The sequence below is a fragment of the Thiothrix eikelboomii genome (assembly GCF_900167255.1).
Classification (GTDB): Bacteria; Pseudomonadota; Gammaproteobacteria; order Thiotrichales; family Thiotrichaceae; genus Thiolinea; species Thiolinea eikelboomii.
In genome coordinates this window covers 60087-84783 of record NZ_FUYB01000003.1, presented here as the reverse complement: position 1 = coordinate 84783, position 24697 = coordinate 60087, and the positions used below count along the sequence as shown (strand labels likewise).

At 45.9% G+C, this 24697-nt stretch carries 21 protein-coding genes; 7 read left to right on the top strand and 14 right to left on the bottom strand.

Features of this window, described 5'->3' with window-relative positions; translation table 11 throughout:
- The first annotated feature begins 83 nt into the window (after positions 1-83).
- The 5 genes from B5D50_RS04270 (at position 84) to B5D50_RS04250 (ending at position 4985) form a co-directional block, all read left to right on the top strand.
- Positions 84-1814 carry a copper resistance system multicopper oxidase gene (locus B5D50_RS04270; RefSeq protein WP_078921347.1) on the top strand — a complete coding sequence of 577 codons (1731 nt, stop codon included), beginning with the start codon at positions 84-86 and terminating at the stop codon, positions 1812-1814.
- A 17-nt stretch (positions 1815-1831) separates the two neighbouring features.
- Positions 1832-3064, top strand: a complete 1233-nt coding sequence (locus B5D50_RS20455) for a copper resistance protein B (RefSeq protein WP_200807027.1) — start codon at positions 1832-1834, stop codon at positions 3062-3064.
- A 34-nt stretch (positions 3065-3098) separates the two neighbouring features.
- Entirely contained in the window at positions 3099-3494 is a 396-nt protein-coding gene (locus B5D50_RS04260; protein WP_078921346.1) for a copper resistance CopC family protein, read from the top strand.
- 72 nt (positions 3495-3566) lie between these two features.
- On the top strand, positions 3567-4457 hold the full coding sequence (locus B5D50_RS04255; RefSeq protein WP_078921345.1) for a copper resistance D family protein: 891 nt from the start codon (positions 3567-3569) through the stop codon (positions 4455-4457).
- Between the two features lie 15 nt (positions 4458-4472).
- Positions 4473-4985 (top strand): DUF411 domain-containing protein, encoded by a 513-nt coding sequence (locus B5D50_RS04250; RefSeq protein WP_078921344.1) that lies wholly within the window; start codon positions 4473-4475, stop codon positions 4983-4985.
- A gap of 68 nt (positions 4986-5053) precedes the next feature.
- Here the strand turns inward: B5D50_RS04250 and B5D50_RS04245 are convergent, their stop codons facing one another.
- The 10 genes from B5D50_RS04245 to B5D50_RS04200 all read right to left on the bottom strand — a co-directional run bounded on the left by B5D50_RS04245 (position 5054) and on the right by B5D50_RS04200 (position 17675).
- Positions 5054-6001, bottom strand: coding sequence for a Gfo/Idh/MocA family oxidoreductase (locus B5D50_RS04245; RefSeq protein WP_234975795.1), 948 nt, complete (start codon positions 5999-6001; stop codon positions 5054-5056).
- A gap of 222 nt (positions 6002-6223) precedes the next feature.
- Entirely contained in the window at positions 6224-7069 is an 846-nt protein-coding gene (locus B5D50_RS04240; RefSeq protein WP_078921342.1) for a class III extradiol dioxygenase subunit beta, read from the bottom strand.
- Complete coding sequence (ligA, locus tag B5D50_RS04235) at positions 7069-7455, bottom strand: protocatechuate 4,5-dioxygenase subunit alpha (RefSeq protein ID WP_078921341.1); 387 nt, start codon at positions 7453-7455, stop codon at positions 7069-7071. Before ligA ends, B5D50_RS04240 begins: the two co-directional genes overlap by 1 nt.
- A complete protein-coding gene (locus B5D50_RS04230) occupies positions 7452-8498 on the bottom strand; it encodes an amidohydrolase family protein (RefSeq protein WP_078921340.1) in 1047 nt (348 codons plus the stop codon). Before B5D50_RS04230 ends, ligA begins: the two co-directional genes overlap by 4 nt.
- A complete protein-coding gene (gene ligK, locus B5D50_RS04225) occupies positions 8495-9205 on the bottom strand; it encodes a 4-carboxy-4-hydroxy-2-oxoadipate aldolase/oxaloacetate decarboxylase (RefSeq protein ID WP_078921339.1) in 711 nt (236 codons plus the stop codon). Before ligK ends, B5D50_RS04230 begins: the two co-directional genes overlap by 4 nt.
- Before the next feature lie 156 nt (positions 9206-9361).
- A complete protein-coding gene (locus B5D50_RS04220; protein WP_078921338.1) occupies positions 9362-9961 on the bottom strand; it encodes a toll/interleukin-1 receptor domain-containing protein in 600 nt (199 codons plus the stop codon).
- Positions 9962-9975: 14 nt separating this feature from the next.
- Complete coding sequence (locus B5D50_RS04215) at positions 9976-14148, bottom strand: HEAT repeat domain-containing protein (RefSeq protein WP_078921337.1); 4173 nt, start codon at positions 14146-14148, stop codon at positions 9976-9978.
- The gene (locus tag B5D50_RS04210) at positions 14145-15560 is read right to left on the bottom strand and encodes an SIR2 family protein (RefSeq protein WP_078921336.1); all 1416 of its coding nucleotides are present in this window, start codon (positions 15558-15560) and stop codon (positions 14145-14147) included. Before B5D50_RS04210 ends, B5D50_RS04215 begins: the two co-directional genes overlap by 4 nt.
- Positions 15561-15719: 159 nt before the next feature.
- A complete protein-coding gene (locus tag B5D50_RS04205; protein ID WP_078921335.1) occupies positions 15720-16592 on the bottom strand; it encodes an amidohydrolase family protein in 873 nt (290 codons plus the stop codon).
- 24 nt (positions 16593-16616) lie between these two features.
- Positions 16617-17675 (bottom strand): 4-oxalomesaconate tautomerase, encoded by a 1059-nt coding sequence (locus tag B5D50_RS04200; protein WP_078921334.1) that lies wholly within the window; start codon positions 17673-17675, stop codon positions 16617-16619.
- Between the two features lie 356 nt (positions 17676-18031).
- On the opposite strand from B5D50_RS04200, the gene B5D50_RS04195 reads away from it, so the two are divergent.
- Both B5D50_RS04195 and B5D50_RS04190 read left to right on the top strand, forming a co-directional pair.
- Positions 18032-19318, top strand: a complete 1287-nt coding sequence (locus tag B5D50_RS04195; RefSeq protein WP_078921333.1) for a DUF2254 domain-containing protein — start codon at positions 18032-18034, stop codon at positions 19316-19318.
- A gap of 174 nt (positions 19319-19492) precedes the next feature.
- Positions 19493-19771 carry a hypothetical protein gene (locus B5D50_RS04190; protein WP_078921332.1) on the top strand — a complete coding sequence of 93 codons (279 nt, stop codon included), beginning with the start codon at positions 19493-19495 and terminating at the stop codon, positions 19769-19771.
- Between the two features lie 49 nt (positions 19772-19820).
- Here B5D50_RS04190 and B5D50_RS04185 read toward each other — a convergent pair whose 3' ends face one another.
- The 4 genes from B5D50_RS04185 to B5D50_RS04170 all read right to left on the bottom strand — a co-directional run bounded on the left by B5D50_RS04185 (position 19821) and on the right by B5D50_RS04170 (position 24694).
- A complete protein-coding gene (locus B5D50_RS04185; protein ID WP_078921637.1) occupies positions 19821-20909 on the bottom strand; it encodes a calcium:cation antiporter in 1089 nt (362 codons plus the stop codon).
- A gap of 136 nt (positions 20910-21045) precedes the next feature.
- Positions 21046-24060 carry a type III restriction-modification system endonuclease gene (locus B5D50_RS04180; RefSeq protein ID WP_078921331.1) on the bottom strand — a complete coding sequence of 1005 codons (3015 nt, stop codon included), beginning with the start codon at positions 24058-24060 and terminating at the stop codon, positions 21046-21048.
- The gene (locus tag B5D50_RS04175) at positions 24061-24498 is read right to left on the bottom strand and encodes a putative toxin-antitoxin system toxin component, PIN family (RefSeq protein WP_078921330.1); all 438 of its coding nucleotides are present in this window, start codon (positions 24496-24498) and stop codon (positions 24061-24063) included.
- On the bottom strand, positions 24491-24694 hold the full coding sequence (locus B5D50_RS04170; RefSeq protein ID WP_078921329.1) for a hypothetical protein: 204 nt from the start codon (positions 24692-24694) through the stop codon (positions 24491-24493). The genes B5D50_RS04175 and B5D50_RS04170 overlap by 8 nt, the downstream gene beginning before the upstream one ends.
- Between the last annotated feature and the right edge of the window lie 3 nt (positions 24695-24697).

Genomic DNA, 24697 nt, shown 5'->3' with positions numbered 1-24697 from the left:
TTGCTGACTACCCAACGGGTTTGGCTTGAGCTTATCCTTGGGTCATCCAGCATCTACAAAAATAAATGAATAAAGGATTGATCATGAAACTGATTGATAATCAGGGTGAGCCTGTCGATTTGGCACGCCGCCGTTTTGTCCAAGGTATAACGACTTATGGCGCTTTAGCCAGCTTAGGCTTAATGACGCCGCGTGTTTTACAAGCGGCGCTGAACAATACGCTTTCTAGCGATTTGCCGGTATTAGAAGGGCCGAATTTTGACCTCACTATTGAGGAAGTACGGGTTAATTTTACGGGCCGACCATTTCAGGGGATCGGCATTAATGGCTCAGTACCAGCGCCGACCTTACGCATGCGCGAAGGCGATGAGATCACGATTCGCGTCACGAATCAGCTTAAAGTCACTTCATCTTTGCATTGGCATGGAATTATCTTGCCAGAAAATATGGATGGAGTACCCGGTTTGAGTTTTGCTGGGATTCAGCCCGGTGAAACCTTTGTTTATAAATTTAAAGCTCAGCAAAACGGTACTTACTGGTATCACAGCCATTCGGGGCATCAAGAGCAATCTGGTTTATATGGCGCTTTGATTATTGAACCGCGCCAAGCCGAGAGGGTGAAGGCTGAGCGTGATTATGTGATTTTGCTGTCGGATTGGGCGGATGCTAGCCCCCAGCATATCTACGCCAAACTGAAAAAACTCAGTCATTACTACAATACACGTGAGCGTACCTTGGGGGATTTTATCCGTGAATCCCAGCAAGATGGCTTGGGCAAAACCCTCAAAAACCGCCAGATGTGGAATGATATGCGCATGAGCGACCGGGATATTTCCGATGTCACCGGTAAGGTGTATACCTTTTTAGCCAATGGGCAAACCCCGAAAGAGGGTTGGGAAGGGGTATTCCGCCCCGGTGAACGGGTACGTTTGCGCTTTATTAATGGTTCGGCAATGACCTTTTTCGATGTACGCATTCCGGGCTTGAAAATGCAGATCATTGGTTCGGATGGGCAATATATCCGCCCGGTGGCAGGGATTGATGAATTTCGGATTGGGGTCGCGGAAACCTATGACGTGATTGTCCAACCGCCAGCGGGGGCTTATACCATTTTTGCCCAAGCGATTGACCGCTCAGGTTATGCACGTGCGACTCTGACTAGCCAAGCGGGGCAGCGTGCCGCGATTCCAGCCCTTGATCCGATGCCCGTGTTGAGTCATGCCGATATGGGCATGGGGGGGATAGAGATGGGGGATATGGCTGGTATGGATCATCGTGCGATGGGGCATGGCAGCAGTTACCAGCCGCGTGTTGAGGTCAAAATGGGGCCACATATCGACATGATGGCCACCAATCCGCAAGTACGTCTGAATGATCCGGGAGTAGGGTTACGCAATAATGGGCGGCGGGTTTTAACTTATGCTGATTTGCGTAATCTCACGCCTACTCGTGATAAACGTCCGCCGAGCCGTGAAATTGAATTGCATTTAACTGGCAATATGAGTCGTTATATGTGGTCGATTAATGGGGTGAGCTTTATGGAAGCCAAACCAATAGCGCTTAAATTTGGTGAGCGGGTGCGCTTTACTTTTATCAATAACACCATGATGCATCACCCGATGCACATGCATGGTATGTGGAGTGAACTAGAAACAGGTGATCCAAATTATCTACCGCGTAAACATACGGTGGTGGTGCAGCCGGGGGCGAAAATCAGCTATCTGCTCACGGCCGATGCGATGGGGCAGTGGGCTTTCCATTGCCATATGTTGTATCACATGGACGGTATGATGCGTACCGTGGTTGTGGCTTAAGCTTGAGGAGCATCATTATGAAAATTTACCCCAATTTATTCTCAGCCACCTGCTTAATCGCTGTGTTGTTAGCACCGTTGGCACAGGCGCAATCGAATTGTACGCCCGAGCATGCCGCGATGGGACATTGCACAATGGCTACGCCGAAAATGGAAGCGGCTAAACCTGAAGTTACTCCAAAACCTCTTAAATCTGAATCCAAGCCCGATTCAAAACCAGAGGCAGAGACTAAAGCCAATAATGCTTGTACCGCAGAACATGCGGCAATGGGACATTGCACATTGGATGAGCCGAAAGCCAATACACCTAAGGAAAACTCCAAACCAGAAAAGATTAAAAAAGCCAAAAAGAAAGCAGCTACTGCGGAAAAATCAGCGGTGAGTGAGCCAAAACCAATGGCTCAAGTAAGCACGACTTGCACGCCAGAACATGCGGCGATGGGACATTGCACGCTGGATGCACCAAAAACGGCTGTGCCTGTGGTTGCTAAAAGCAGTAGTACCTGTCTGCCCGAACACGCGGCAATGGGGCACTGTACGCTGGACTCTGGCCTTCCCGTCAGTGATGGCTCAGCCGAAACCCATATCCCTATGCCTTATCACCAAGCGATGGATATGAACGATGATCCCTTGTTAAGCAAAGTCATGATTGACCGCTTTGAAGTCCGTAAGGGGGATCATGGTAACCCAGTGATACTGGAAGCGGATGCTTGGTTTGGCAAAAGTATAGACAAACTATGGCTAAAAACCGATATTGAAGTGGTCGAGGGTGAATTGGAAGAAGCACAATTACAGGTCTTGTATAACCGTGCGATTAGCCCGTTTTGGGATGTCCAAGCAGGTATACGTCATGACTTTAAGCCTGCCAAACGCACGTGGGCAGCCTTAGGGGTACAGGGCACAGCTCCTTATTTTATTGAAACGGATGCCACTCTGTTTTTGGGCAAATCTGGGCAAATAGCTTTAAATTTATCCGCAGAAAAAGAAGTCATGCTGACCCAGAAAACAGTATTGATCCCCGAAGTCGCCATGACTCTTTATGGCAAAGATGATCATGAGTTAGGCGTGGGATCAGGCGTTTCTGATCTAAATCTGGGGCTGCGCCTGAGTCATGAGTTTAGACGCGAATTTGCGCCGTATATTGGAGTGAATTGGTCAAAAAAGCTGGGTAAAACCGCTGATTTGGCTAAGGAGCATGGCGACAAAACGCAAAACACCGAGTTTTTACTGGGCATTCAAGCTTGGTTCTAACATCAATCTTCTTAATTAATAGTAAGGAATAATTATGAAACTAATGAAAATCTTAGCAGCAACACTTTTACTAGTGAGCAGCTCCGTTTTTGCACATACCAGCTTGAAATCATCTGTTCCCGCAAATAACGCGATGCTGGATAAAGCGCCAACTGAGCTAAGCTTAACCTTTGGAGCAAAAGTTAAATTAGTCGGGCTAACCGTGGTCGATTCTAAAGGCGCTAAAGTGGCTTTAGATTTCAAAGCACCCAAGGATATGCAAACCTCGTTTACTCAAAAATTGCCGATGCTCAAACCAGAAATGTATACCGTGGCTTGGGTGATGATGGGAGCAGACATGCACAAAATGAGCGGAAAATTTGGCTTTATGGTGCATGGCCCAAATGGGGCAATGCCGCAGTCGCATGATGCAATGCCTCATCCACACTAAAACCACCTAGTTTTTAATTAGCTTTTGTGCTGTCTAGAACAGGCAGCACATTTCTTAGGGAGCAAACAGACTATGGCCGAAGGGTCTCCTTGGATGGTCGCTATTGTTTTAAATAAATACCTGTTGTATTTGGCGATTGCAGCAGGGGCAGGCAGCGTGTTTATGTTGACACAAGCCCAAGCTAGCCTACTCAATCCGTTTAGTTGGCGTTATGGTGTATACAGTAGTGTGCTTGGTTTGGTATTAGCCATTGTGGATTTTTTCTTACAGGTGGGCTTATTTGCGGATGCAGGTTTAGTAGGCTTGGCCGATAGTAACTATATCGCCATGATTTGGGATTCCCCTTTAGGTTGGCAATTCGTGTTTCGCGTGCTGGGATTTTTGTTGATGCTGCTGGTGATAGGATGGAGTTGGAAGCAAGGGCAAGCGCTGCGCTGGCAGGGTTTGTTAGCCTCTATTTTAGCTTTAACCTTGTTATGTTTTGCGGGTTTGCACGCGGGGCATACAGTGGAACACGCCACTTGGGTACATTGGGCTTTAAGTTTTCATTTTGTCATTGGCCTATGGTGGATGGGCTGCTTGTGGCCCTTAGCACTAAGCTGTCAAGGTTTAGAGCCTGTGCGTTTACAGCAACTCATGCAGAGCTTTGGAATCATAGCAGGCTGGTTAGTGCCCATTTTATTAATAGCTGGCTTGGGTTTGGCTTATGCCTTAACAGGGAGTTGGCAGCATTTATTCACAAGTGCCCACGGTCAATTATTACTAGCAAAAATTGCTTTAGTTGCGGGCTTGCTCGGATCGGCCGCTTATCACAAATTGAAGTTGGTGCCGCAATTAACTGAACCATATAGAGCACAAACCTTACAACGCTCTATTTATCGTGAACTGGGGCTAGGTTTAGCGGTGTTATTGTTAACGGCGGTGCTGTCGAGCATGGTTGGGCCAGCCACTTTAATGAATTAATCGGAGATACTGAAGATGAAAAAGCAATGGACGTTAGCACTGATAGCTTTGGTCGGTGGATGGGTTAGCCTCAGCGCTATTTCCTTGAAGGCAGAAACACAGTCAGAACCAGTACTTAGCACGGCTAAAGCTACGCAGGTTCTGCCTGTGGTGCAAGTGTATAAAAGTGCCAGCTGTGGTTGTTGTAAAGTATGGATCAAGCATTTGGAGGAAAATGGTTTTTCAGTGCAGGCACAGGATGTCGATAATCTGCTTCCCTATAAAGAGCAAGCAAAATTAGGTGCAGGTATGGGTTCTTGCCATACCGCTTTTGTCGATGGCTATGCGATTGAAGGGCATGTACCTGCGTGGGATATTAAACGCTTATTGCTAGAAAAACCGCCTATTTCTGGTTTAACCGTGCCACGTATGCCGATTGGCTCGCCGGGGATGGAAGTTGCAGGGCGGCCAGCGGATGCTTATCAAGTCCTAAGCTACAAGGAGGGTGAAACGGTGGGGGTATTTGCAGATTATCCGGCGGGTAAATAAGTCGTTGTGCACTAGCTAAGTGATCAAGCCGTGTTCTGATCAACACGGCTTTTGATGCAGTTTGCGGCCTAGTTTTCTAACTGCTGTTCTAATAAATCCAAGACTCGCATGGCCGCCAAGGCTTGTTGCACACTCGCATTGGGTTCGCGCTTTTCTTTAATCGCAGCAATAAATTCCCGATCTTGCAGTTCAATTCCATTCATGGATACATCGACTTGACTGACATCAATTGGCTTTTCGTAGCCATCGACGAGATCATCATACCGCGCCAGATAAGTACCGTTATCACAGATATAACGGAAGAAGGAACCAAGTGGGCCATTATTATTGAAGGACAGCGATAAAGTACAAATTGCCCCAGATTCTGATTTCAGGCCAATGCTCATATCCATCGCAATCCCTAACTCAGGGTGTTTAGGCCCTTGTAAGGCTTGGACTTGTACGATCTTTTCACCCGTTTGATAAGCAAATAAATCGACGGTATGACAAGCATGATGCCAGAGTAAATGGTCAGTCCATGAACGCGCTTGACCTAAAGCATTCAGATTCTGACGGCGGAAGAAATAGGTTTGTACATCCATTTGTTGGATTTTCAGCTCGCCCGCCACAATTTTCTTGTGTATCCATTGGTGGCTAGGATTAAAACGGCGGGTGTGTCCAGCCATCGCGACTAAGCCGGTTTCCTGTTGCTTAGCGCAGACTGCCTCAGCATCGGCAAGGCTATCGGTCATTGGGATTTCGATCATGACATGTTTGCCCGCATCCATCACTTGTAGGGCTTGTGCTGCATGGATAGGAGTGGGCGAGGTAATAATCGCGGCGTCTACACCGGGTTGCGCTAAACCCTCTGCTAGGTCGAGAGTCCAGAAGGGGATACCGTATTTCTCGGCAACTTCCCGGGTACTCTCTTCGGTGCCACCGACTAAACTGACGACTTCAACATCAGGAATATTTTTTAAAGCATCTAAATGCTTCTGGCCAAATGCACCTTGGCCGACCATACAAATTTTCATCATTCCTCCTAAACTCTAGCCTCTGCATGAAGGTTTTAGATTGTACTAAGTCGTCAATGAGAAGCTAGTGTTAGCCGTTTTAATAAAGGAAATAGCTAGGTTTTTATTAGAAAAGTACCCATTGTGTGCAGTCATGAATTTGCACAAAGTAGGGCTAAAATGAGTAGTTCAGATAGAAGCCAAGCAGCTTCTATCTTTATCTTTGTTGATGATTGCAGCAAGGTGCTAGCTGGGTTTATTCTCCAACACCAAATGCCCCACTGCCGTATTTGAGGCAGGTACATGATAAAAACGGTGTTTTAATTCCACTTCATCATTTAAAGCACCGCGCATAATCAGCCACATCACCAGTTCAATGCCTTCTGAGCCTGCTTCACGAACATAGTTAATGTGCGGGACTTGGGCTAATTCATCCGCCTTATCAATAATCCGATCTAAGAAATCGTTATCAAAGGCTTTATTAATCAAGCCCGCCCGTGCACCTTGCAGTTGATGACTCATGCCGCCCGTACCCCAGACTTGTACCTTCAGATCTTCGGGGAAGCTTTCGATGGCTTTGCGCAGGGCTTTGCCTAAGTCATAGCAGCGCTGCCCTGAAGGCGGCGGATAAAGCACCACATTCACTGCAAACGGGATGATCAAGCACGGCCATTCTTCAACTTGCCCGAATACCAACGACAGTGGCACAGTCAAACCATGATCCACGTCCATTTTATTAATGATGGTGAGGTCAAAATTATCCTGAATCAGGCTTTGGGTAATATGTGCCGCCAATTGCGGATGACCTTTCACGGTCGGTACTGGGCGCGCCCCCCAACCTTCATCAGCAGGTTTAAATTCGGGCGCACAGCCAATTGCAAAAGTCGGAATCATATTCATATCAAAAGCAGTGGCATGATCGTTATACACCAGAAAAATTACATCCGGCTTTTGCTCTTTAATCCACGCTTTGACATATTCATAGCCCTTAAACACCGGTTGCCAATAGGGCTGTTCGGTTTTGCTAAGATCAATAGCCGCCCCAATTGCCGGAACATGCGAGGTCGCAACGCCTGCGGTAATTTTTGCCATTATGCTTGCTCCTTTTTATACAGATTGCCTTCGGGTGAGCGCCCACCATCGAGCATCATTTGTGCGTAGTCTTCTTGGGTCATGCCCGTCATACTCGCAGCCGCTACCTGGAAGCTTAAACCATCGGTGGAGAAAATTTTGGCAAGGAAATAGACATTACCGCCCAAACGCATCATCCAATTATAATCCCGTGCTAATACGGCCTGTTTTTGTTCCTCGGTCATCGCCCATGTGTCTAAATAGGCACGCTCATTGACTTTGAACTGCTCACGGTTTTCTGCTTTCATCAAAGACAAGGCAAACTGATTCAGGTGATAACCTTTAAAGGCCATATCAGGGTCAAAAATGGTTGTACCGGGAATATCATCATAAGGTTTATGACTCATAATAAGCCGACCTCTTGCAAGCGTGCATCCAAACGTGGGAAGACATGACGAGTATTCAATTCAAATACTTTGCGTTTATCTTCGGCACTTAAGGCACTACCGTCGATATAGCGCTTGGTATCATCAAAATAATGACCGGTTTGCGGATCAATGCCGCGTACTGCACCAATCATTTCTGAGGCAAAGAGAATATTCTCAATCGGTACTACTTCTAACAGTAAATCTATGCCTTCTTGATGATAAACACAGGTATCGAAATAGATATGTTCACGGATAATCTCGTTCAAATGCGGTAGCTTCATCATATCCGCTAAACCACGAAACCGACCCCAATGATAAGGAACGGCTCCACCACCATGCGGAATAATCAATTTAAGCTCAGGGAAATCTTTAAATAGCGTTTTTGCCATCATGTAATGCTGGAAGGCTGCGGTATCCGCACTGAGATAATGTGAGCCAGTGGTATCAAAGCATGGGTGGCAAGAGGCACTGACATGAATCATGGCGGGTACATTGAGTTCGCACATCTTTTCATAGATGGGATACCAATAAGGATCATCCATGCGTGGTGCTGTCCAATGTCCACCGGATGGATCAGGGCTTAGATTACAGCCTACAAAGCCAAGCTCTAATACACACCGCTCCAGCTCTTTAGCGCTGGCTTTCATATCGGCATTCGGTGATTGGGGTAATTGCGCGGCCCCAATAAAATTTTGCGGATAGAGGTCGGTAATACGATAAATCAAATCATTGCAATGCTCAGTCCAATACTGGCTGGTGGTTTGATTGCCAATATGATGCCCCATCCAACTCGCACGGGGTGAAAAGACCGCAAGATCAGTCCCCCGTTCACGTTGTAATTTGAGTTGTGCACCTTCGAGGCTATCACGAATCTGATCATCGCTAATCTTAATCATACCTTTGACATGCTCGAAGAGCGGATCAGTTTTGAGTTCTTGTTTTTGCTGATCACGGTATTCGCCTAGCTCATCGGGGGCGGTAGTATAGTGACCGTGGCAGTCAATAATTAATGGCTTACTCATGCTAAATCCTCCAAGCGCTCAACATACTTAAAACCGGCGGCTTCCAAGCCGGGGCGCATCTTATACATATCTAGACCTAAAATACCGGAGGCGAGTTTGGCGCGTTTTTCACCTTCAAAGGCCTCACGCTTTTGAGCGATCTCTAAAGTCTTAGCGGCTTGTAGGCGTGGCACGACACAGACACCATCATCGTCTGCGACGATCACATCACCGGGCATAATAGACTGGCCTGCACAGATAATCGGTACATTCACCGAACCTAAGGTATTTTTCACGGTGCCTTTAATCGAAATCGCTTTCGACCAAACGGGGAAGTTCATCTCAGTCAGATCCCGCACATCACGCACCCCCGCATCAATGATTAAACCACGGACGCCGCGAGCTTGTGCCGAGGTTGCTAATAAATCACCGAAATAGCCATCGGTACAAGGCGTGGTCGTTCCGACCACTAAAATATCTCCGGGTTGGCATAGCTCAATGGCAACATGAAGCATCCAATTATCGCCGGGCTGCGCGAGTACCGTAATTGCACTGCCCGCAATGCGTGCACCGGAATAAATGGGGCGAATATTCGGGTTTAAGTTACCAATACGCCCTTGTGCCTCGTGAACGGTAGCCGCGCCTAGTTGAGCAAGACCATCAATAGTCGCAGCCTCAGCGCGGTTAATCTGTTTGACAGCAACGCCTTGAACGGTGTGAGTGATCATAACGCCTCCTGATGATGAGAAGTATGCTCGCTTTCCCAGCGAGCTAGAGTGTTGCGAATAGTGTAGGTAGTTTTTTCACAGAGCGACATGGATAAACTGGCAGTGTTTTTGTACTTTTTGTTTGTATTGCTGATGGTGGCGGTTTAATGCTATTAGCTAACTCAGTGCATCCAAACTGGCTTGAGTGTCTTTAATCAAATACTCCAAGCGCATTTTTTCTTCTTCACGAGTTTCGAGGTCATATTGGTTTTGCAGGCGTGCCAGTTTATGGGTTAGGCGTTGTTGGCGTTCGAGCTGTAGTTTTTGTACGGGGTTTAAGCCTTGCGCAGGCAAAGGTTTAGGCAAGCTCGGAAGTTCAGTGCTGTTTAACAAGCGCCGATAATTATCAGGATAAGCAGCAGCCTGACTAAAGTCTAAAGGAATCACCAAGCGCAAGCGGGGCGGCAGTTCAAGTTTAGCCAGTAATAGCGGAATCACGGGCCAAGTGCGCGTCTCCAAACCATAGTGCATGGCAAATAAATCAATAATCACGTTGCTATCTGTTTGTAGATAAGCTGCAGATAGGATCAGTAATGTTTTTTCACTGTGCGTGATAGCGCGTTCAAGTTCTAACAGGCGTGGTTGACCGGGCTGAAATTCTGCTTCAGTCAGATAGCGTTTGTTTGCAGCGGTTAAAATCGGTAATAAATGTTGCTGTACCCAGGCTTGATCGGCTTCGACAGCGGAAATGAAAAAATCATAAATTAAAGTTGACATGGCTAAGCTCCCTATTACTCCTGCTCATATAAACTCAGGATGCTTGGGTTTTTACAGGCTTCCTTGGGCAGATCACTACCATCAGGATTTAAACAGTATGCTTGTAATAAAGCAGGGAATCGTTCTTCAGTTGCGGTTTTTAATTCTTTTTGTGCTTCAATCCGCCAGTTTAATAAAGTCACCGTCCAATCCATCCGTGGGAGAATGGCTAATTTAGCAGGATGATCCTTATTATCATCAGATGTGGGATAGGCTTTTAACGCGGCTAAATAGGCTTGCAATTCTGCTAGTTCTTTGGCCGTGCCAGTGTGTTCGAGGGCTAATAAACACAGATCAAGCGCATGAAACACGGCTTGGCGCTCAATGGGATCATCAGTGGTCAGCCAAGTTTTTTCTAATTTTTTCAATAAACCTACACCTAGAAACGGGCTATTCGCTAAACCACGAGCGACTGCCTCACGCACTTCATAAAGATCATCGTGCAGGAATTGTAGTGCTGTTGCTTCATCTAAGAGGGCGAGATCAAAACTGTATTCATAGGCTAGGATACGGGCATATTCATAGTCATCCTGTTCTTGCTCTTGTTGTTTAAGCTCAGCCGTCGTCAATTGATGGCTTGGATCAGGGGGAGGGAGGTCACGCTGATAACGCCAGTTAGTTATTTTAGTCTTATTTTCAGCAATTTTTGTTTTTAGCTCAGCTGCACTTAAAAGTGGCCAAAGCGTATTTTGCTTAGCTTGCGTGTGAGCTTCGAGTTGCTCAAGCTGAGCTAATTCTGCTTTGGCTTCGGCAAGTACGGTTCTGTCTACTAGGCTTAAAGCCTTGGATATTAAGTTTTTTTGTGTTTGATTAAGGCTATTGGTATTTTTTTCTAGGCTGAGGGCGATGAGGGTGGGTGAGACTTTATTCTGCTTTAGTTTTTGTAAAAGAAAGTATAATTGCTCTTGAGATATGTACTTGTTAATTAGATATTGGTTTTTATGTTCTTTATCCATTTGCTCAAGAGTTGATAGATTTAGAATATAATTAATATTTGAAGTTATTGAAGGGTTTTCTTTATATAAAAGGTTATTTGTTTGCACATACTTTGAGTGTTTTTTTAATTTAATGAGTTCAGGTATAGTTATTTGAGCTTGTAATGAATCTAAAGTTTTAATAGCTGCATTACGTACTTCTTCATCTTCATCTTTTAATAGTTTAATTAATGCAGGAATAGCAGTTTTGGTGGGTAATGAGCTTAAAGCTAGAGTGGCTTGTTTACGTATATTGGCTTCATCATCTTTTAATAAAACAATAAAATCGGGAGTTGTAGCTTGAGCTTTTAAGAAGCTTAGAGCTTGAATAGCGGTACCACGTACTTGTTCATTTTCATCTTTTAATAGATTTCTGAGTTCAGGGATGGCAGCTTGGTTTTTTAATTGACTTAAGGCATAAATAGCAGCGCTACGTACCTGTTCGCTTTCATCTTTCAATAGATTGATAGTTTCTGATAGAGGCGTTTTATTTTTTAATTGACTTAAGGCATAAATAGCAGCACTACGAATTGTACTATTCTCATCTTTTAATAATAAAATGAGTTCTGAGCTAGAGGCTTGAGCTTGCAATAAACCTAGAGTTCGAATAGCTAGATAACGTACATCATCGTCTTTATCTTTTAGCAGTTTAATCAGTTCAGAAATAGCAGCTTGAGCTTTGAGTGAGCCTAGAGCTTGAATAGCCTCACTACGGATACTGGGATTTTCATCTTTTAATAACTGCATCAAATCAGGTATGGCAGTTTGAGCTTTTAATGATCCTAATGCATACATGGCTATACTGCGAATTTCAAGGTTTTTGTCGTTTAATAATTTAACAAATTCAGGAATAGTGGTTTGATTTTTTAATAAATTTAACGTATAAGCAGCTGTATTGCGAGTTTTACTATCTTCGTTTTTTAATAATTTGATCAAGAATGGGGTTGTTTTTTGATTGGGCAATGATTTTATTGCTTTAATAGCAGTTGTAATAGTTTCTAAGTTTCCATTATTTAATTCATTTATTATCTCGTTGATTGTCTCGTCTATTATGCTATCTATTAATTCAGAGCTTGCTTCTTCTGCCTTTAGCTTCGCTAAGTTGCTAATTATAGAAATTCTAGTGGATGGATTTTTTTCTGTTGCCAGTGAATTTAATAAATAAGATTTTATATTTGGAGTATTTAAACTTACTGCTATTTCTATTGCCGCTTCGTTAAATGAATCATGGTTTTTAATTAAATCGTCTAAGTAAATGCTTATTTTTTCTGTATAAGGTGTACTTAGTAGTTTTTCAAGATCAGTAACCTTCCAGTTAAGCCATTTATCTAAAACATCTAATCTAGTAGCTTGAAAGCTTAATTGGTTTTGCCAGAAAATAAACTCGGCTTTGGATGAGTGATTAGTAGATGACTCTGGCAGTTGTAAGGAGTCCAGTCCATGCCTTAGTAAGATTATACCATTTCTACCTTGTGTTGCTTCATCAGCTAGTGTGTTTTTGATAGTTTTACTTGAAGATTCTTTAAGCAAACTATAAACAGCTTGTGCTGCAGTTTCAGTGTTAATGGCGTTTAAATGCGGAATGACTCGTTTAGCTAATTCAATATTATTCGGAGTGATCGTATCCTGTGCTAATTGAACTGCTGCAAGGTAATCACCATTTTCTGCTAGCCCTGTTATGCGTTCTTCAATCGGGCGATTAATAATTAATGGTGTTTGTAAATCATGGTCACGATAAATATTTTTCTGCGAAAAGCGTTTATCCGGCTCTAAATCATCACGGGTGAGATGAGTTTCTGCAAGATATTGACGTTGACGGAAAAGATCAAAAGGCCAAAGGCTATTATCGGTCATGCCTTGCCATAATTCAATTCGATCAGAGTATTGTTTAGCACTGAGGCGTAAGTGGTAAAATTGTGAGTTTACATACACATCAATACCCGCAATAATCAAGCAGATACCTAATAGACTACCCAATAAGATTTTGAGGTCGCGTCTCGACCGTATTTTATTTTTCCAAGCACTATTCCAAGTTTCAAGGCTGGTTGAGAACATATCATGATAGAGTTCATACCAAGTTTCTTCTGCGCGTTGCTGTTTGCGTAAAACGCGCACCTTTTCTAGCTTTTCCAGAACAGCCTGTAATTCAGAGTTTTTAACCTTTAAGGTCTTAGCAAGCGCTGGCACGGTGTAAGCCATTTTCACGCCCCGCTGATTGACTAAAAGATCAAAGGCTTGCGCAGCGAGTCGTTTTTCTTTATGGCTGAAGCTATCTAAGGTATGCTCGATATAACTTTTCAAAATACCCTGAGCGCGTCCAGCTTTTATATAGCTGGCTAAATGGAGTGATTTATCAGGATTATTTTTATTTAACTCCCAGACATGGGCACAGACGATTTGTAAATAGGGTGGCTCGACAGTCATGCGTAGCTCAGCCACGGGCAAATTAGGGTTAAGATCTAATTCACGACTGAGTAGGTCATGGGTAAGGGCTTTAAGTAGTTCGGGCTCATAACGAAAACCAAGCTGTTTAACGGGTGCTTCAATCGCCATTAGCGCGGTATCACGTCCAAGCTTTTCTAGGCGATAAAAATTCTCAAATAAAATAGTTGGGAGTTTGGGTTTAAACGCATTTAATTCCAGCGCAAAATCTTCGCGCATCGAAATTACTAAACTCAAAGCTAATGGGGGTGCAGTAATCAGAGTAATCAGTTGATCAATAAAGATTTGAAATTCAGAACCAGCCCGTTGATAGCGGAAAAATTCTTCAAATTGATCCAAGATCAAGACAAAAGGAGGGCGTACTAATGCAGAGCTAAAACTTAAAATTTCTGGCAAAGTATCGTCCGAAAAATCAGTATCAGCGGCAATGATTTTGCTGGCTTGCAGTGCATTTAAGACGGCTAGTTTAACGCTCTGTGTGGGTGGGCTAATCCAATCATTGTGATAGGCGACGGAGAGATTTTCACCCTCAGCTGCTTTGAGTTTGGGGATAATCGCTGCTTGAAGTAAAGAGCTTTTGCCCACCCCACTGGCTGCGAATAACAAGGTTAAGCGATTCGTTAATAATTTATCAATTAAAATCTCTGCATCGGCTTGCCGTCCAAAGAATTTATGATATTCATCTTCTCGATAAGGGCGTAAACCCGGATAAGGGCTTGCCTCTATGTTCATACTAAACCTTCCGCTAAATAGCGATCAAACTCGCTGAGGGAAATGGGGTGTGATTTAACATTGCGTGCAGCCCAATAGGCATCTTCTAAAGGGTTGGGGCTATTACCGAGTACATAACACGATTCTTGGGATTGTCTGCGCTCTAATAAAGCCCCTGCAAGTAAGCGCTCTTCCCAATGGCTCGGCTGATAGCCCACGAATAAGAAGCCACGGTTACGCAGTTGGCGAGCGACGTAACTAGGAATAATCCGCTCAGCATAACGGGCAAAGTTAAAATAATGGCTTTCGGTTAAAGTGAGTGCATCCCGTAAAATCGCCTCATCTCTGGATGGATCAATCGCACAAGTCCCACGAATTTTGTAAATAATGGAATAGCCATCCTCAATAAAACGTAAACGGGATAACTCTTCTTCTGGATAAACCCGAGGGGTTTGACGTTGATCAGAGAAGCTAACGAAGACATGCCCAATATCATAGTCTTCACTGCGCCTGACAATAGACGCTAACTCCACAAAAGGTTTACCACTATGGCGCAACGCAGTTTCTAATAAATTGTCATAAGTCGCCGAAATCAATACAACAGGCGCAGTAATTTTGGCGAGCGCTTGATATAAATGGACACTAATAGGGGTCTTGGGTAGTTGTGCACGTAGGCTGTTTAATAGGGCAGAAGTGCCAAATTCTGGGCGTAGTTGATAGTATTCGGCAATCGAAGAGAGTGTGCCATTAAAATGTTGATAGCCAATATACTCGGCGAGTTGTGCAACCATCTGTTGGCTAGAGCTTTGGTTTTCAATGACGCCAGAACCTATGAATAGCACCATATCACCTTGTTGGATACGAGCTGCTAACCGAGTCATGTCCAGATTGTTTCTAGGTGTAAAAGTCGTTTCACGCTCCATCTGCCACCATAGTAAAAAACCTTCGTGATCGGCTGGGGCGTTTTGCAGAAAAAACTCAATTTGCTCTTTTAATAAACTAAAGTTTGCTGTGCCTACTGCCTGTCCTAAAGCTTGGATGAGTTCTGGGAAAAACGGCCTTAATTCTTTAACGCGAGACAAGCATTGTTTAAGTTCACCGATGACCAAAGCTTGCTGCTCTAGCTGTGTTAACTCGGCTAGTTCGGTTTGGATACTAGGCGTAAAGTCTGCCTGTCTGAGAAAGGATAAAGCCTCTTTCCAGAGATTAATCGCTGCACTAAACGAGCGTTTAGAACGTAAGCGCGCCGTTTCTTGCTGATAAGCCCGCCATAAGGTTTGTTGCTTATTGACAATCAGAACCTCAAGGCGAATTTTTTCATCAATATGCGTTTCTAGATCATGGGCTTGTTGTAAGCGGACTAACTCCGTTTGTAATTGCGTGAGTAGGTTTGGGGAGTTGCTATAATTAGAAAGGGTGTGCTCTGCCAACATAATAATACCCAATAATGCCCGTGAGAGTAGTGGAGAGACTCGCTAGTGATATTTTTATAATAATTTTTTAATCAATGCTAGCTATTAGGCTGGATTTAATGGGGCTGATAGACTCACCCCTTCTATTATGAAGAATGGGGTGAGGGGGATGATTAAGTTTTAATCGGGAAATCCATATAAGCGAGCTGGATTATCCACTAGAATTTTCTTCTGAATGGCGGGATCGCGTGCAATTAAGGGGACTAAATCCAATAAATCAGCATCATTGGGCATGTGCTTTTTAATATTCGGATGAGGGTAATCGGTACCCCATAAAATCCGCTCGGGGGCAAGTTCAATAAAGCCTTGTGCGAAGGGAACCGCATCATAAAAGGGTGGTCCCATCGAAATACGCTCAGAGCCACAAACTTTCATCCACCAATTATCCCGCTGCATCCGCTCTAACAGGATTTTATAGGCTTGTTGGCCAACGCCTTCCGTCGTGGGTACTCGCCCCATGTGATCAACGACAATATCCATATCAAGGGCATCAAAGAATTCGGCATAACTAATCACATCTTCTGCATTCACATGAATGACTAAATGCCAGCCCAAAGGCTTAACGCGCTCGAGTACGGTTTTCATGCTGTCAAGATTAGGTGCTCCCCCTAAATGCTTAACGAAGTTAAAGCGCACGCCGCGCACGCCGCCATCATGTAGATCTTGAAAGTCGTTTTCACTGAAACTGTCATTAGCGATACAGACACCACGATAAGCACCCTTACTGGATTTGATCGCATCAATCATGGCGCGGTTATCTGTGCCGTGGCAGCTGGCTTGCACCAATACTGCTCGCTCGATACCTAATTTATCATGCAGACGTTTGAGTGCATGCTTATCCGCATCAGGTGGCCAGTAGGAGGCCTTGTCGGAATAAGGGAAGATCGCATGTGGTCCAAATACATGACAATGGGCATCACAGGATTGAGGTGGCGCTTTATATAAAGGGGTTCGGGTATGATTATCCGGTGGCATACAGCTTGGTTTGCTCATTTCATCTCCTCCAAAAATAAACTTTTAGGTAATCACATACACTTCGCCACGACTCAATAGGCGTGCAGTACGCAATAGACCTGCTTTAATCACAGTGCCGTTCGCATCCTGTAATAACTCAACAGAAAACTCGCCAGAAGGATGCTCAACGGATAAATTTTTCGGGTTGCCCTCAGGAATCACGGCCACTCCTTGCGCGACGGAGTTCGGCAAAATACAGGCCGTGGCAACTGATACCGCACCTAAAACACCAATTGCATCATGGCAAGTATGCGGAATAAAGGTACGGGTGCTGATATGCCCACCCTGTTGTGGGGGCGCAATCAAGGTCATTTTAGGGACGACTTTTTTAGTGACCTCCCCTAAATTCATTAAAGGACCGGCTTTAAGGCGAATGGCTTCGAGTTTGGCGCGAAAGGCAGCATCATGGCTGAGTTCGGCACAAGTTTCATAACCCGTTTTGCCAAGATCTTGAGCCTTAATCACCACGACTGGCATGCCATTATCAATACAAGTGACGGGGATACCCTCAATCAGGTCTTGGGTGTTACCCGTGGGTAGTAGTGAGCCACAAATAGAACCAGCAATATCTAGATAATTACAAATCACCGCCGCCGAAGTACCGGGCGCACCGTCGATTTTGGCCGTGCCTTCATAAGTCATTTTGCCATTGGGCGTTTGCAAGGTGAGTTCACACAGATTCTCACTATTGAGCATATATACGCGCACGGTAGTGGTCTCGCCTTGAACTGGAATCAAGCCAGCTTCAATGGCAAACGGCCCCACTCCGGCTAAAATATTGCCGCAATTCGGGGTGGTATCCACCCGGTTTTCACCGACCACGACTTGTACAAATAGAAAATCGACATCAGCATCGGGGCGGGTTGACCGACTCACCACGGCGACTTTACTCGTCAAAGGATGTGCACCGCCTAAGCCATCAATTTGCCTTGTATCCCGCCCGAGTGCAGACAAAATGATTTGATCACGCTCAGCAGGATCAAGCGGTAAATCCTCTGCTAAAAAGTACAAGCCTTTCGAGCTGCCTCCACGAAATTGCATATAAGGAATTGCGTGTTGCATATTCAATCCTGCCTAGCTGAGTTAACGAATAGTAAGGAATAGCCAGCCTAAAGATCGGCTGCTTCGCTCTCCTCACGTTTAATCAAGCTAGGCAGTTTAGGCGGAATGAATGAGCTTGAACATGCAAAAAATACGTGTGTGCTGGTATTTTTAGGTGATTTCAGGTGTGGCTGAGGCAGGCTAGCCTAACCGCTGTTTGCAAGTACTCATTCGTTGCTTGACTTCAAAGCCCAGATCGACACCAATCAAGCGCAAGGCATGCATGATGGGTATGTTGATTTTATTTCCGGGGATTACGGGTCGTTAGGAATATTGTATGCTTTCACGGTAAAAAGTAGACAAGGATCGACTGGGGTATGGGGTTTAGATTAAAACGTTTGCAAGCGCAATTAGAACGTGAGTTATGGCTGCGCCCGGCGTTGGCGAGTTTGTTTGCAATTGCTATGGCTCTACTTGCGTATTGGCTAGGTGGCAGGTATGAAGGAAAAATCGCCTTAAAAATTGATGAGGAGTCACTGGTTGCTCTATTGAGTATTTTTGCATCTAGCATGCTATCAGTCGCTACCTTTACCGTGTCGGCGATTGTAGCGGCGGCCTCGACTGTCTCGACGTCCACCACTTATCGCGCTAGCCAATATGTCTTAAGTGATAAGAAAGCACAGTTAGTTTTATCAGCTTTTATTGCGGCTTTTATTTATTCAATCTTCAGTATTTTAGCGCTCAAAGCCTTTGAATATGGTGCGGTAGGGCGGTTTATTTTATTTCTGGGTTTATTATTAATTGTTGGTTTTGTACTGATTGCCTTTATTAATTGGGTCGATCATGCCATGCAATTAGGGCGACAAGAAACTATTTTAACTAAGTTAACTGAGGTTGCCTTGGCGAGTATTAACCCTGAGACCGTGCATCATTGGGGTGCTCACGCTTGGGATGGTCGTGTACCGCCAGATAGTTGCGCTGTTTATCCACAAACTTATGGCTATGTGGTCGGTTTAGATATGAGCCGTTTACAAGCTAAGGCAGAGGAAATGCAGGCCACTATTATCCTTGCCACCCGCCCCGGAGAAGTCAGTGAGGTGACTGCCGCTATCGCCTATATTAGCCCCGCCAGCACCGCAACGGATGAGTTTATCACAACAGTATGCACGGCAGTGGCGATTGGTCAGCGGCGTGAGGCTACTGATGATTTACGGTTTAATTTAATTAATCTTACCGAAACGGCAGATCGTGCCTTATCCAGTGCGGTCAATGATCCTGGGACCGCGATTAATGTCTTACATTTGCAGCTAAAAGTATTGGCTCATTGGGCAGAGGTCAGCCAGCAAAGCCAAGCAGCTGAGCTAAGCTATCAACGGTTAAGCGTTTTGCCGATGACCGCAGAAGAGCTAGTTACCGATAGTTTTAGTCCGATTGCGCGGGATGGAGCAGGTTTTATTGAGGTGGGTATTCGCTTACAAAAAGTCTTGCTGGCTCTAGTACGCTTAAACTATCCCCCATTAACCCAAGCTGCCCAGCACATGTCAGCAGTGGCTTTAGAGTTAGCTGAACCTGCCTTAGTCGCTCAAATCCAGCGCGAACGTCTCAGAGGATTGGCAAAGCAAGTACAAGACCTTGCCGATCAGTTGCAATCTGGTTATGAATAAAATAGATTTATTGACAAATCCCAAGCATGGATCAGATTGCTTTGTAAACCAATATTTTACCAACTATTCCTAAAAAGTTTGGTGAAAATTCACCTGAACTTTTCTATTCAGCTAACCGACTTAAGTTGTAATCTTAATATGAATTGATCCATTGACTCACTTAGGGAGGGCGACATGGGTTATAGCTTAAATGAACGTCTAATAATCGTTTTAATGCATTCTTGGAAAGCGCAGGCTGTCGCTTTTGTGATGGTCTGTGTTACCTTGGGTACTTTTTTATTGGTAAAGCAAATCGCTAACCTCTTAGCGCAATCGGTCTTGATCAGTGAAGTTGCCCAGACAGCCACGGTTTTTCATGCAGAGTGGGTGGCTAGCCTCGTCGTATTATTTGCGATGTTGGTCGGGTTCAGTGAGGTTTTTCAGCGTGAATGGCGGCGGATTTCCCAAGGCTAAACCGCACTTATCTAGGTTGGCTCTAGATCTGAGCCAACCGTTTATCGGTTTAGGGAACGATTGTCATAAACAAATAAGTCAAAAATAAGACTAGATGAACGGCACCTTGCATGACCGTTACTCGCCCCGTACTCATCGACAGTGAAGCGATAAATAGGGATAAAATCAGTAAGACAATAGATTTATTATCCAGCCCCAAGACCAAGGTCATGTCCATCGCAATCGCTACCACAGCCACCACCGGAATCGTCAAGCCAATCGTTGCAAGGGCTGAGCCAAGAGCGAGGTTGAGGCTGGTTTGTAGTTGGTTATTCGCCGCCGCACGTAAGGAGGCATAACCTTCAGGCGTTAAGACAATAGCGGCGATGATAATTCCGACCAAAGCTTCCGGTGCACCGATAGCTTTCACCATATCTTTTACTTCAGGCGAGAGTAATTTGGCAGATAAAACCACACCCACTAAGCTTAACAGCAAAAAGATACCACTGATGATCAAAGTTTTAATCGGTACTACAGGTTGTTGTTCAGTTTCTTGGCTAATGGGGCTACTGTGGAAATAATCACGATGGCGCACGGCTTGAATGAAGACAAAAAGCAGATACAGGACGAGAGAGACGATAGCCACAAAACTTAATTGACTATCGCTATAACGTGGCCCGGATACACTCGTCGTGAAATTAGGTAGGATTAAGGTGAGCACTATAATCGCGGCTAAAGTAGTGAGTGCAGTACGGGTGCCGGAGAGAATAAAACTCTGCTCGCGAAAGCGTGCACCGCCGAGTAAAAAACTTAAGCCGATGATCAGATTCAAAATAATCATCACCGTCGCAAAAACAGTATCCCGAGCTAAGACGGTTGCCCCCGATTCAGCAGCCAACATAATAGAGACAATTAAGGATACCTCAATCACTGTCACGGCTAAGGCTAAGACTAAAGTTCCGAAGGGTTCACCGATGCCATAGGCAATGATCTCAGCATGATGGACGGCAGCCATCACACTAAAAACTAAACCAAGAGCCAGCAGCCAATAATACCACCCTGTCAGTTCCAAACCACTCCATTGTAAGCCGAGCAAACATAAGGTAAAAGTCGGTGCTATGAGTGTCCATAAGGGTAGGTGAAGGTGATTTTGAGTCATCAGCAAGCTCATCATTCAAGAGGATAGAACGCTTCAATGTAGCCTAAAAGTTGAAAGGCTGCTCAATTTCCTAGACTTGAGTTTTGCCTTGATTGATTTTGTTTTCGGCAGCACTAAAGAAGATTGGTGCTAGGCCTTACCACTGCCCCACAAACTCCCCAAACCCATTCGCCTTGGTAAACTGCACGTCGTTTTCCATCGCGGCAAAGTGCGCCCGCCCACATTTTATTTTGCCGTCTTCCACCGGGCGTAGCGCATCGGGCAGCAACATGCCTTTGGTTTCCACCACAAAATACAGCCGCTCTTTGCCGTCTTGTTCCACCAGCACGGCCCAGTCGGGATTGTAGGTGCCAAGCGGGGTGTTGATCTTGAACCAGCCGGGGAGTTTGGCGTAAAGCTTCACGTCCTCACTCTGCTCCATACCCAAAGCAAAGCTGGCTTCCACGTCGGAGTCATACACCACATGCTCATACACGCACTTGGCGACGGCCTGCATATTGTCGTTGAGGTAGCCGCGCAATTCTGCCGATTCAAACAATTCTTGGGCGTAGAAATGCCCATCGCCGATTTTGTGGTATTTGATGCCGTCCACCAGTGCCAGCCGCATGGCTTGCTGGATGATGGCAGTGGCCTGTTCGATAAACTTTTGCGGGTTGCTTTTGAAATCCTTGAGGCGGCCTGAGCGTTGCAGGATGTCAATCACGCTGCGGCGTGTCAGGTTAGTGGCATCCTGCAAGTAGGTCACGATGTCCGGCAAGGTGTAATCACGCAGGTCGTAGACGTAAGTTTGGGTCTTTACGTCTGTGCCTGCGATTTCGCTACGGTCAATGTGGAGCTTGGCTTCAATGGATTCAAAGCGGGTTTTACCCACGATCATCTCACCCAACTTGCTGGCGCAAGTATCAATCAAGTTTTCAGGGGTGAAGTTTACCCGGTAGGTGGTCTGGTGCTTGATGCGATCCCACAGCGCGGTGAATTCGGGGCTGAGGTAAACCTGTTTGTTGAGTGCTACGGTTTGTCCTGTGTCGGCATTTTTGATGTTCAGGTTGTTGCCTGCGACTTTGCGCAAAGTGGCGGTAATTGCGTCAGCGTGGGTGGCGAAAGTATCGGGCAGGTTGACACTGCCTGCTTTCAGGGCGGTTTTCAGGCTGTCCTGCACTTTGCCTTTGTCATTGATGTAGCCGCTTGCCAGCAAGTTTTCCCAGAGGGTTTCGGACTTGTCTGCACCCAGATAGGTGGGTTCTTTGCCATCTTCCGCTATCACGATATTGGCGAACAGGTGCTTTTCAACAAAGCCGAAGCGGATGCCTTCATCATCCTCAATTTCTTGCTGGAGTTTGGCGGCGAATGCCTCGTAGGACTCGTTTGCCATCACGGTCAGGGTGTTGACGGTGAAACCTTGGATGCGTTCGCCCTGCTGGTTGACCGCCAACCGCAAGCCGCGCCCGATTTCCTGACGCTTTTTTAGGGTGGAAGCGGTTTCATTCAGGGTGCAAATCTGGAACACATTGGGGTTGTCCCAGCCTTCACGCAAGGCGGAATGCGAGAAAATGAAGCGCAGTTTGGAATCGAAACTAAGCAACTTTTCCTTGTCCTTCATGATCAGGTTGTAGGTGCTTTCGTCTTCAGCCGTTGTGCCGCTGCTGTCCTTGAAACGTATCAAGCTATCCGGGTCGCCTTTTTTGCGCTTGTCGGCCGAGAAATAGCCGTCATGCACTTTGCTGACTTCCGCCGTTGGGTCGATTTCGCCGAACAGGGATCGGTACTTGGGTTTGGCAACCATTGCGCGGTATTCGGTCTCAAACCATTGTGCGTATTTGCCGGGGACGACATGCCCCTCTGCGTCGTAGCTGCGGTAATGAGCTACCCGGTCGATGAAGAACAGGCTCAGGACTTTGATGCCCATCGGGTTCAGGAGCAATTCCTTGTTCAGGTGCTTTTCGATGGTCTGGCGGATTTGCAGGCGTTTACGCTCATCTTCGTCCACATCGCCAATGGCTTGCCCTAGCTTAAGGATGTCGGGCTTGCTGGTAAAGTCGATGTATTCGCTGCCCGGTGTGCAAACGATGTCGTTGATGATGTAACCATCGTACAGGTCACGCCCGCCGGAAACTTCCAACAGGTCAGCCCCGGCTTTAACCTTTTTGCTGATGCGTTTCACCCCGCCGCCTTTTTGTAGTGTGTCCAGTTCGATGGTGGCGGTAATGGGTGACTTGCGGTTATCGACGCTGAGCAGCTTGAGGTAGGCTTTGTTATGCCCGTCTTGCACATTGAGGGATTTGACTTCTATTTGCTTGACCAACTTTTGCTCGAAGGCATCAATCGCATCCAGCTTGTAGAGCATCTGGTGTTTGTCTGCGTGGGTGGCGGAATAACGCAAGGTACACAGCGGGTTGAGGCTGGCAATCGCTTCCTTGGCTTTGTCGGTTCTGTCCACGCTTTGCGGTTCGTCGATAATCACAATCGGGCAGGTGTCGCGGATGAATTCAATCGGGCGTTGCCCATTCAGGCGGTCATCGGCACGGTGGATCAGGTTGGCTTTGGTTTCTTTTTCCGGGTCGCTGAAGCTTTTGCGGAAAGCATCAATGTTGATCACCATGATCTGCACGTAGTCGCTGGTGGCGAAGCTGCGCACCTGTTCGCGCTTTTGCGAGTCGTAGATGAAGTAGTCGTAGCGGATGTTCTGGTACAGGTCTTTGAAATGCGTGTTGGTGATTTGCAGCGACTTGTACACGCCTTCCTTGATGGCGATGGACGGCACGACGATGATGAATTTGGTGAAGCCGTAACGCAGGTGCAACTCGAAAATGGAACGCAGGTAGACGTAGGTTTTGCCCGTGCCAGTTTCCATTTCAACGGTGAAGTTCAGGGCTTTTTTGTCCAGCTTGCTGGTTTGCTTGAGGCCGTTTTGGAGTTGGACGCGGCGCACGTTGTCCAGCAATTCGTCCTCCAGCAACATCAGGCGGTTGCCGATGCCGTATTCGCTGGTGGCGGCGGTTTGCAGCAGGTCGCCTTGCCCACGCCCGTTGAAGACGGGTTTTGACGTGACGGTGAAGGTGGTTTGGGTGGTTTCCTGCCCTTCAAACACGCCTAAGATAGCTTCCACGGCTTGGGCTTGGTAAGCAAGACCGCTGTCGAATTGGATTTTCATTTACGCTTTCCCATATTCCACCCCTAAAAACAGCAAACTGTCATGTGGTGTTAGGATAGGAATGCCCTGATAAGGGTGTAAATCCAGTAAATCCTTATCACCACTCACCAATAAGTCGGCATTCCCTGCAATTGCCAATTCCAGAAATTGATTATCTTTAGCATCACGACAATCAGTGATGGTGATATTGACTGTCACCGTTTCGCCAACCTGTGAAAGCAGTTGCACCAGTTTCTGTGCTTCTGCTTCAGAAAAGTAGGGTCGAAATTTCGCCCGGCTGCATTTGTCTACCAACTCTCGCAGTGTATTGGTTGAGAGTAATGCTTGGTGTTGCTGAAGAATGTACGTGACCAATACCCCCGGTTTGGAGGTATGCTTCATGAGGAAACTGAGCAACACATTGGTGTCCACCACTACCCGTAATGGCTGTTCAGTCACGCAGCAAGTCCTCTAGCTGTTCGTCGGTCATGTTCGGGTGACGGGCACTGACCCGCTCACTGAGCTGTAGCAGTTGCGCGATGGCTTTACGGCGTTGCCATTCGCGCTGAATAGCTTCCACCAGAAAACTACGCTGATCGGGTAAATTTCTTACCAATACGGCAATATCATCAGGTAAATCAATCGCTAAGTTCATAGT

Bases quoted from the DNA above. Each gene is read 5' to 3' on its own strand.
- B5D50_RS04270 (WP_078921347.1), top strand. From the start codon at position 84: ATGAAACTGATTGATAATCAGGGTGAGCCTGTCGATTTGGCACGCCGC.
- B5D50_RS20455 (WP_200807027.1), top strand. From the start codon at position 1,832: ATGAAAATTTACCCCAATTTATTCTCAGCCACCTGCTTAATCGCTGTG.
- B5D50_RS04260 (WP_078921346.1), top strand. From the start codon at position 3,099: ATGAAACTAATGAAAATCTTAGCAGCAACACTTTTACTAGTGAGCAGC.
- B5D50_RS04255 (WP_078921345.1), top strand. From the start codon at position 3,567: ATGGCCGAAGGGTCTCCTTGGATGGTCGCTATTGTTTTAAATAAATAC.
- B5D50_RS04250 (WP_078921344.1), top strand. From the start codon at position 4,473: ATGAAAAAGCAATGGACGTTAGCACTGATAGCTTTGGTCGGTGGATGG.
- B5D50_RS04245 (WP_234975795.1), bottom strand. From the start codon at position 6,001: ATGATGAAAATTTGTATGGTCGGCCAAGGTGCATTTGGCCAGAAGCAT.
- B5D50_RS04240 (WP_078921342.1), bottom strand. From the start codon at position 7,069: ATGGCAAAAATTACCGCAGGCGTTGCGACCTCGCATGTTCCGGCAATT.
- ligA (WP_078921341.1), bottom strand. From the start codon at position 7,455: ATGAGTCATAAACCTTATGATGATATTCCCGGTACAACCATTTTTGAC.
- B5D50_RS04230 (WP_078921340.1), bottom strand. From the start codon at position 8,498: ATGAGTAAGCCATTAATTATTGACTGCCACGGTCACTATACTACCGCC.
- ligK (WP_078921339.1), bottom strand. From the start codon at position 9,205: ATGATCACTCACACCGTTCAAGGCGTTGCTGTCAAACAGATTAACCGC.
- B5D50_RS04220 (WP_078921338.1), bottom strand. From the start codon at position 9,961: ATGTCAACTTTAATTTATGATTTTTTCATTTCCGCTGTCGAAGCCGAT.
- B5D50_RS04215 (WP_078921337.1), bottom strand. From the start codon at position 14,148: ATGAACATAGAGGCAAGCCCTTATCCGGGTTTACGCCCTTATCGAGAA.
- B5D50_RS04210 (WP_078921336.1), bottom strand. From the start codon at position 15,560: ATGTTGGCAGAGCACACCCTTTCTAATTATAGCAACTCCCCAAACCTA.
- B5D50_RS04205 (WP_078921335.1), bottom strand. From the start codon at position 16,592: ATGAGCAAACCAAGCTGTATGCCACCGGATAATCATACCCGAACCCCT.
- B5D50_RS04200 (WP_078921334.1), bottom strand. From the start codon at position 17,675: ATGCAACACGCAATTCCTTATATGCAATTTCGTGGAGGCAGCTCGAAA.
- B5D50_RS04195 (WP_078921333.1), top strand. From the start codon at position 18,032: ATGGGGTTTAGATTAAAACGTTTGCAAGCGCAATTAGAACGTGAGTTA.
- B5D50_RS04190 (WP_078921332.1), top strand. From the start codon at position 19,493: ATGGGTTATAGCTTAAATGAACGTCTAATAATCGTTTTAATGCATTCT.
- B5D50_RS04185 (WP_078921637.1), bottom strand. From the start codon at position 20,909: ATGACTCAAAATCACCTTCACCTACCCTTATGGACACTCATAGCACCG.
- B5D50_RS04180 (WP_078921331.1), bottom strand. From the start codon at position 24,060: ATGAAAATCCAATTCGACAGCGGTCTTGCTTACCAAGCCCAAGCCGTG.
- B5D50_RS04170 (WP_078921329.1), bottom strand. From the start codon at position 24,694: ATGAACTTAGCGATTGATTTACCTGATGATATTGCCGTATTGGTAAGA.